Genomic DNA, 7,528 nt, shown 5'->3' with positions numbered 1-7,528 from the left:
GACCCTTATCGCACTCCAGCCCAGCCAGCACGACGGCTTGACCTTCCGTTTCGATTCCCTCGGCCACGGTCTGCATGCCGAGGCTGCGCGCGACGCGCACCGTGGCTTCGATGAGCACACGGTGATGTGCGCTCGACTCGACCTGGCTCACGAACGAACGGTCGATCTTGACGACGTCGATCGGAAGCTGGTGCAGGCAGGCGAGCGAGGAGTAGCCGGTGCCGAAGTCGTCCAGCGCGACGGTCAGGCCCAGGGCCTTGAGCTCATGCAGGCGAGCCTGAATAAGTTGATCCTGCGCGGCAAGGCTTTCGGTGACTTCCAGTTGCAAGCAAACGGCGGACAGACCGCTGGCCTCCAAAGCGCTGCGCACTTTTTCCGTAACGGATGGCTCCATGAGCTGCGCCCGGGACAAGTTGACCGACAGCAAGCGCGGGGCTCGCTCGCCGAGCAGGCGCTGCCAGGTGACCAGCTGACGGCACGATTCGTTAAGCACAAACTCGCCCAACGGGCAGATCAAGCCGGTTTCTTCAGCGATCTCGATGAACTCGATCGGCGGCACAACGCCGCGCTTGGGATGGCGCCAACGCACCAGCGCTTCGATACCGACCACACCGGCGTCTGCCAGGTTCACGATCGGCTGATAGACGACAAACAGCTCGCCTGCGCTCAGTGCCCGGCGCAAATCGTTCTCGAGACTGCCTCGCAGCCGAGCGCTTTCCTTGATTCGCGGCTCGAACACACAGTAGCGAGCGCCGCCGGCGCGCTTGGCTTCGCGCATCGCCAGGCTCGCGTCTTGGAGCACGGAGTTTGCGTCGCCAGCGGCATGCGCGCGCGTCACCACCCCCATGCTCGCCGTGCTGTGCACAGGAAAATCGTCGATCGCGTAGGGCCTGCAAAGCGCATCTATTAGCCGTTGCGCGATTGCGCGCACATCCTCCGCACTGCGCAGTCCCTCGATGACGACAACGAACTCGTCGCCGCCCAGCCTCGCGGCGGTCTGTTCGGGATCCGTTGCGCGGCCGACCGCATCGCGCATTCGCACAGTGCCGTTCATCCGTGCAGCCATCAGCCGCAGCAATTCGTCCCCGGCCGACTGGCCGAGGGTTACGTTGATCCGGTTGAAGCGATCACCATTGATAAACAGTACCGCGAACTCGTATTGAGGATCGGTGCGCGCCTTGTGCAGCGCGCCGTCGATGCGCTCGATCACGACGGCTCGATTAGGCATCAAGGTCAAACTGTCGATCCGTGTCGCGTCTCGCAGCTGGCTGACAAGTCGCTGCTGCTCCTGCTGCACGACCAGTGTGACGTCGCTGACGCTGCACATCAGTGTCTTTTCGTCGAGCCTCAAAAGGCTGATTGCCAGCGTCGACGGCAGCTCGGCCGGCTGGCCGACTGAAGTCAGCTGCACACGCAATCCATCGCAGATCACAGCGCCAGGTTCACTTTCCGCGACCGCCAGTTCACGCAGTTGCGGTGCCACCGAATCGAGCACATCGAACAGGTTCAGCAGGTCGCCGTGTGGTGCCAGCGGCATCAGTAATTGCGCCGACATGGGGTTGATCATGGTGATCTCCCCGTCGGACGTGGCCTGCACGAGGCCGATCGGCGCCCGGTACAGAAACGCGATCAGCGCCTCGTAGGCGGCGGGAGTCGCAGCCGACATGGTCCAGACTTGAAGTGTTATGTCGGCTGCGCAGCGGAGGGTGCGCGGCCACGGTCGGCGTGCCAGCGCTCGACCCGGTTACGGCCGTTCGCTTTTGCTGCGTACATCGCTACGTCGGCCCGCTGGATCAACGTGTTGATTCCCTCCACGCCTTCTTCCATCGCGGCGATGCCCACACTCACCGTGTAGCGGATCGGCGTACCGTCAACCGTCACGGATTGTTCGGCGATGCTGCGACACAGACGCAAGGCCACTGCTTCGGCGCCCTCGATCGTGGTCCCAGGCAGCAGCGCCACGAACTCCTCGCCGCCGAGCCGAGCCACGACATCGATCGCGCGGAAGGTGGCGGACAGACCCGCCGCGAGGTGCCGCAGCACCGCATCACCCGCAGCGTGACCGTGCAGATCGTTGATCCGCTTGAAGTGATCGGCGTCGATCATCACCATTGAGAGCGGGCGCGGGGCCCGTTTCCAGCGCTGCAACTCGAGCTCCGCGCCATCGAAGAAGGCGCGGCGGTTGGCCAGCCCCGTGAGGTGGTCACACGACACAGAATTGCGCAGCGCTTCGGTCGCTTCGCGGCGGTCGGAGACGTCTCGGATGATGAGGCTGTAAGCGCGGGCCTCGGACTGCGCCTCGTCGGGCGCGTGCAGTGGCGCGATGAGGCAACTGCCCCAGTAGCGCGTGCCATCGGAGCGCATGCGCCAGCCTTCATCCAGACTCCAGCCGCTTTCATCGGCCTCGTGGAGACGGTCGAGCACCCTGTCGGCAGACATGCCATCGGGCGGGTAGAAGAGCGAGTAATCCTGTCCCACCACTTCGTGCTGCTCGAAGCCGGTGACGCGGCCAATGCTCGCGTTCCAGCTTTGAAGGCGGCCGCACTCATCCAGCGCAACGAGCGCGTAATCGATGAGGCCGGTGACGAGCGTATTGATCCAGGCTTGGCTTTGCCGCAGCTCGCGGTCGCGCTTGACCGATTGCGTTACGTCGCTGAGCACAGCCATGAGGCGCTCAGCGTCCAGCTTGAGCAGACTGAGTGAAAGGATCTGGGAGTCCTTGCGACCCTGCGCTCCAGCGTTGATCTGCAAATGCATCGCTTCGCAGATCATGCCGTGCGTGCTCTCGAAGGTTTGCACACGGTGACGCAGGTCAGGTGCCAAGCCCTCGAGCGCGGTGAAGAGATTGGTCAGCTCGCCGTTGCGCGACAGTGGCATGAGCAGCTGGGCGCATATCGGGTTGACCATCAGGATCTCGCCGTCACTGCGCGCCTGCACGAGCCCGATCGGCGCCATGTAGAGGAACTGGAGCAGCGCCTCGTACTCTTCCCCGACGGTGGTGGACGGCATGGGTCTAAGCCCGCTCAGGCGGGCCGATGGACGAGTACGTAACGCGTTGCCTCGGCAGGTGAGGCCAGCAGCCGAAGCTTGACCTTGACCGGTCGCATCCGAAGGGTCAGGACGTAGTCGATCGTCACGTCGAGGCTTACGTGCGCTTCAAGCGCATCCTCGAAGCGCTGTGCCACCATGAAGTTGTTCATGCATGGTGCGACGACCGTGAAGAGAGCGTGGCCCAGCACCCGCGGGAGCGACAGCCCTGCAGCCTTGGATTCAAAGCTGTTGTAGCGTCGCACGAGGCCTTTGTCGTCGACCCCGATGACGCCGAAATCGAGCGCATCGAGCTCCTCGTCGGTTGACCGATCCAGGTGGGTCTTCAGGCTGACGTCAGCGAAGGTGAAAGCTGTGGCTGTGGCTGTGGCTGTGTTCATGGTGTCCAACGTTCTCGCGGTGTGCCCGTCGTGCGCGGGCAAGGTTGATGCGGTTCCTTGCCGAAGATATCGGCGGTATGCACCACGACTTGAACGAGCGGGTCGACGTGGCGCCTGTGAGATACGAGAACGCTCTTCCTACGGCACACGGGGGTGAATCCGTCCCTGGCGACTCAGGTGCGCATTGCGCCAGCCGCGTTCGTGGCAAGCGGCCAGTCGCAAAGCTTGCCCTGGTCGTTGACCGGCAAGCTGTCGCCGAAGGCCCAGGCTTTCGGTCTTTCAACGGCCGACAGGCGTGTCTGCGTCGCGCGCTCGAGGTCCGAGCGCAGTGCCTCACGGTCGGTGCCTGAGGCGGGGACGACGAACGCTTTGAGCCTTGATCCTTCGCCAGCGCTCATCAAACGCACGGCTGCGTCGGCAACTTCAGGATGCTCGAGCAGAAGCTGCCTGATACGCGCCGGAAAGACGTTGATACCGCCGACCTGAACGGCTTCATCGCGCCGGCTCCGCAGGTTGAAGCGCCCGTCGGCCAGCCACTCGAGCCGGTCCTGCAGGTCGTGCGCGTGCACGGAGCCCTGAGGGGTTGCGCGAAGCAGGCGCGAGCCGTCTGCTTGGTCGAATGACCAGAACGGCAGCAGGCAATACGGCGCTCCTGCCTGCTCCCGCCACCCCACGCCAGCAGTTTCCGAGCTTCCGTAGACCTGCAGCAGCCGCTGAAGCCCGTGTTTCTCAAGCGATCTTGCAAGCGCGTCGTCGCACGGTGCAGTCGATGTCACACCGACGACGCCAGCTGGGATCGTGGATGCATGCTTGGCCATGAGCGACCAATGCGCCGGGTGGCTGATCACGAGGTCTCCGGCGCTCATCATGTGCTGCAGTGCCTGGGGGGTGGTTCTCCTGACATCGATCACGTCGGCAACGCCCAGGCGTGATGGCAGCAATACCGTGAAAAGAAAGCCGTAGATATGGTGGGCTGGCACGGCGACCAGCAGACGCCGGGCGCCGCCCAGCATCATGCCCAGGCAATCTGCTTCCTGCTCCAGCGTCGCCAGCGCGTGTGCGCACGCCTTGGGCGTGCCGCTGCTGCCGGAGGTGCGAAAACTCAGCCGGGCATCAGATTGACGAAGTCCGGTGTGGGCGATTTCCAGCCACTCCCCGAAGCGGCGCCTGGCGAGAAGCAGGTCTTCGATGCCGCTTTCGTGCAGGTGCAACGCCTCGTTGAGTGCGGAGGCCACCGACAGCCTTTCGAGCGAGTCCAGCCCCAGGCCGTCCTCGTCGAGCGACAGGTCGTGCGGCCAGGGCCGCGCCGCCAGTGCGGCGCCTCCCGGGCGCAGGTGCGCGACCTCGCCGGCGATCAGGTCGCCGACGAAACGCGACAGCGCGCCTGGCTGTTCGTGCCAGGCACCCGCCGTGTTTGTCGGTGTGGTCATGCTCAGACCCGCTTGACGAAAATCCAGAACGAGCCGCCGGAGATGGCGCGCTTCATGTGGATCTTCACCTTCGTCGGCTTCATCTGATGATCGAACACGTACTCGAACAGCGTGTTGAGGTTGTTCGCCTTCACGCCCGCATCGAAGACGCCTTTGAATTCAGGGCGGTTGGTGCACGGTGCGACTTCGGTGAAGAAATTCTTGCCAACAACGCACTTGGGGTCGCGGCCCGTGATGGCGCCTTCGACCGCGTTGTATTTGAGGATCTTGCCGGTGGCGTCGATCTCGACGGCGCCGAAGGCGAGCTTGTTGAGCTGCGCATCGTTCATCTTGGACAGCACGTTTTCGACATCGGTCTTGCCGAATGCGACGGTTTCGAGGATGGCAATGGTCATCGGTACTTCCTGACTGAGGGTTGTAAATTTCGGGACTGGAGCCTTCTGTGTCGGCCCGGCCAGTGGCCATGACATATCGGTGCCTTAAAGGCACCGACGAGGGTCGGCCAAGGCCGACCCGATGCTTATCGGCTCGGGACGCACCGTGTTTAAGGCCGCGGCGAGTCGCCTTTGCGCTTGGCGAGAATGGTTGGATCGCCGTTCAATGGGGCACGCAGCGTGGGGCTCACGATTGGTACAGACGCCAGCTTTCGCTGCGCAAGGCAACCAGCATGCGCTGCAGGTCGCCGTCCAGCGCACGGTCCTCGACCACCAGCTCGATGCGATCGCACAAGTCGGCGTGCATCGCCTGCAGCGCAGGACTCAGCGTGATGTCTTGCCTCAGCGCTCGGAGCGTCACGGCCTGGCGTGCCGCGATGAGCATGGCCGCGAGCACCTGCTCGCTCAGCTCCAGCACACGCAGGCAGTCGCGCGCGGCAATCGTGCCCATGCTGACTTTGTCCTGGTTGTGGCATTCGGTCGAACGCGAGAACACCGAGGCCGGCATGCAGCCCTTCAGCGCCTCGGCGGTCCAGGCGGATACGCTGATCTGAAGCGCTTTCAGGCCATGATTGATGGCTGCACGCTCGCCCGTGGATGCCGAAAGGTTGCCCGGCAGGCCGTGGTTGTAGCGGGTATCGACCAGCAAGGCCAGTTGGCGGTCGAGCAGATCGGCCACATTGGCGACCGCCGTCTTCAATGCGTCCATCGCGAAGGCGATATGGCCCCCGTAGAAGTGCCCACCATGAAGCACACGCTCTTCGCGCGCGTCGATGATGGGGTTGTCGTTCGCGCTGTTGAGCTCGTTCTCTATCAATTGCCGCAGAAACGGCAGGACGTCTTGCAGCACACCGATCACATGAGGGGCGCAGCGCAGCGAATAGCGGTCCTGCAAACGCTGTTCGTTGCGGGAGGGGCGATCGCTGGCGAGATCCGCCCGCAGGCGCGACGCAACCAGTTGTTGCCCGGGATGCGGCTTGACGGCGAACAGGGCTTCGTCGAAGTGATGGGCATTGCCGGCGCTCGCCACGACGTTCATCGCGGTCAGGCGCGTGGCCATTCGGCACAGATACTCGGCCCGCTGCCAGGCCAGGCAGGCTAGGCCCGTCATCACGGCCGTGCCGTTCATGATGGCCAGCCCTTCCTTGGGCCGCAGGCGCAAGGGCCGCATACCGACGCCAGCGAGCGCCTCGGCGGCCGGCATACGCCGCCCGGCGAACATCACGTCGCGCTCGCCGCACAGTGCTGCCGCGAGGTAGGAAAGCGGCGTCAGATCGCCGCTGGCCCCGACCGAGCCTTCGGAGGGAATCAGGGGAAGGATGTCGTGTTGAAGCAGTGCCTGTATCTGGCGCAGCAAGTCCATGCTCACGCCGGACATTCCTTGACAAAGAGACGCTAGCCTTGCGGACAACACGGCGCGCGTCTGAGCCGGGTCGAGAAACTGCCCGGCGCCGCAGCCGTGATAGGCGTACAGATGGTGCGGCAACTCGGCCACCAGATGCGCCGGGACGTTGACGGTGCAGGAATCGCCATACCCAGTGGTCACGCCGTAGATAACGCCTTCCTCGGCGAGCAGGCGCGCCACGAAGTCGGCCCCGGCTTGGATGGCGCCGCAGAACTCAACGGAATCGCTCAATGAGGCGACGCATTGCCGATTCGCTAACGCGTTGATGTCTTCAATGGTCAGTCGTTGGCCGTCGAACAGCACTGCGGCATCGCTGCCTATTGAGCGGGTCATCTACCGGGTTCCAAAACTGAGATGCTTTTAGGTTGCTGTCTGCTGGGCCGAACGCTTTGTATTCTCACAACCGCAGCAAGAATGACCGCGTGAACTTTGCATAGATCGATCTTGTTCGCCGCAGATCGTGGGCGTCGAGATTGATCGGTCCATGAAGCGGCCGCTCTGTGAGCCGCGCAACACAGATGGATGCACAAGTTCTCATTAACGCCGACTGTGCGAGGCGCGGCGTGCCGGACGTTGCTATGCAGAGGTACAACCGCCCCGAATCGATTTCGCGGCCCTCGCACTGTCTCCAGGAGTCCTCATGTGGATCCTTCGCATCAACAACCTGCAGCTCGTGGCGGCGTTTTCGGGCGCGGTGCTGCTGATCGTCGGCTACTTCGCCGTCGTCGACCCGGCCCAGCGCACGATTTCGGGGCTGGCGCTCGGCGTGCTGGCCCTTGCGTCGCTCGTTGCCTCGTTGTTCATCCTGTTCGTGCGCGGCGTTGACGAACG

General features: G+C 63.7%; 7 protein-coding genes. 1 reads left to right on the top strand and 6 read right to left on the bottom strand.

Going from position 1 to position 7,528, the window contains the following annotated elements:
• The 6 genes from H0W38_RS12055 to hutH all read right to left on the bottom strand — a co-directional run.
• Positions 1-1,666: bifunctional diguanylate cyclase/phosphodiesterase (locus H0W38_RS12055; RefSeq protein ID WP_292454287.1), on the bottom strand; the 1,666-nt coding region annotated here is incomplete at its 3' end.
• Between the two features lie 17 nt (positions 1,667-1,683).
• Positions 1,684-3,009: a sensor domain-containing diguanylate cyclase gene (locus tag H0W38_RS12050; RefSeq protein WP_292454285.1), complete on the bottom strand. Its 1,326-nt coding sequence runs from the start codon at positions 3,007-3,009 to the stop codon at positions 1,684-1,686.
• A 14-nt stretch (positions 3,010-3,023) separates the two neighbouring features.
• A complete protein-coding gene (locus H0W38_RS12045; protein WP_367161981.1) occupies positions 3,024-3,428 on the bottom strand; it encodes a phosphonate transporter in 405 nt (134 codons plus the stop codon).
• A gap of 173 nt (positions 3,429-3,601) precedes the next feature.
• Positions 3,602-4,858, bottom strand: coding sequence for a 4-coumarate--CoA ligase (gene pcl, locus H0W38_RS12040; protein ID WP_292454282.1), 1,257 nt, complete (start codon positions 4,856-4,858; stop codon positions 3,602-3,604).
• 2 nt (positions 4,859-4,860) lie between these two features.
• A complete protein-coding gene (pyp, locus tag H0W38_RS12035; RefSeq protein WP_292454279.1) occupies positions 4,861-5,253 on the bottom strand; it encodes a photoactive yellow protein in 393 nt (130 codons plus the stop codon).
• A gap of 226 nt (positions 5,254-5,479) precedes the next feature.
• Complete coding sequence (gene hutH, locus H0W38_RS12030; RefSeq protein ID WP_292454277.1) at positions 5,480-7,030, bottom strand: histidine ammonia-lyase; 1,551 nt, start codon at positions 7,028-7,030, stop codon at positions 5,480-5,482.
• 307 nt (positions 7,031-7,337) lie between these two features.
• Here hutH and H0W38_RS12025 point away from each other — a divergent pair.
• The coding region (locus H0W38_RS12025) for a hypothetical protein (protein ID WP_292454273.1) at positions 7,338-7,528 on the top strand (191 nt) is incomplete at its 3' end.

Source organism: Methylibium sp., assembly GCF_013817365.1.
Lineage (GTDB): Bacteria > Pseudomonadota > Gammaproteobacteria > Burkholderiales > Burkholderiaceae_C > Methylibium.
The sequence above is the reverse complement of the archived record's forward strand: the minus strand, read 5'-3'. Positions and strand labels throughout refer to the sequence as shown.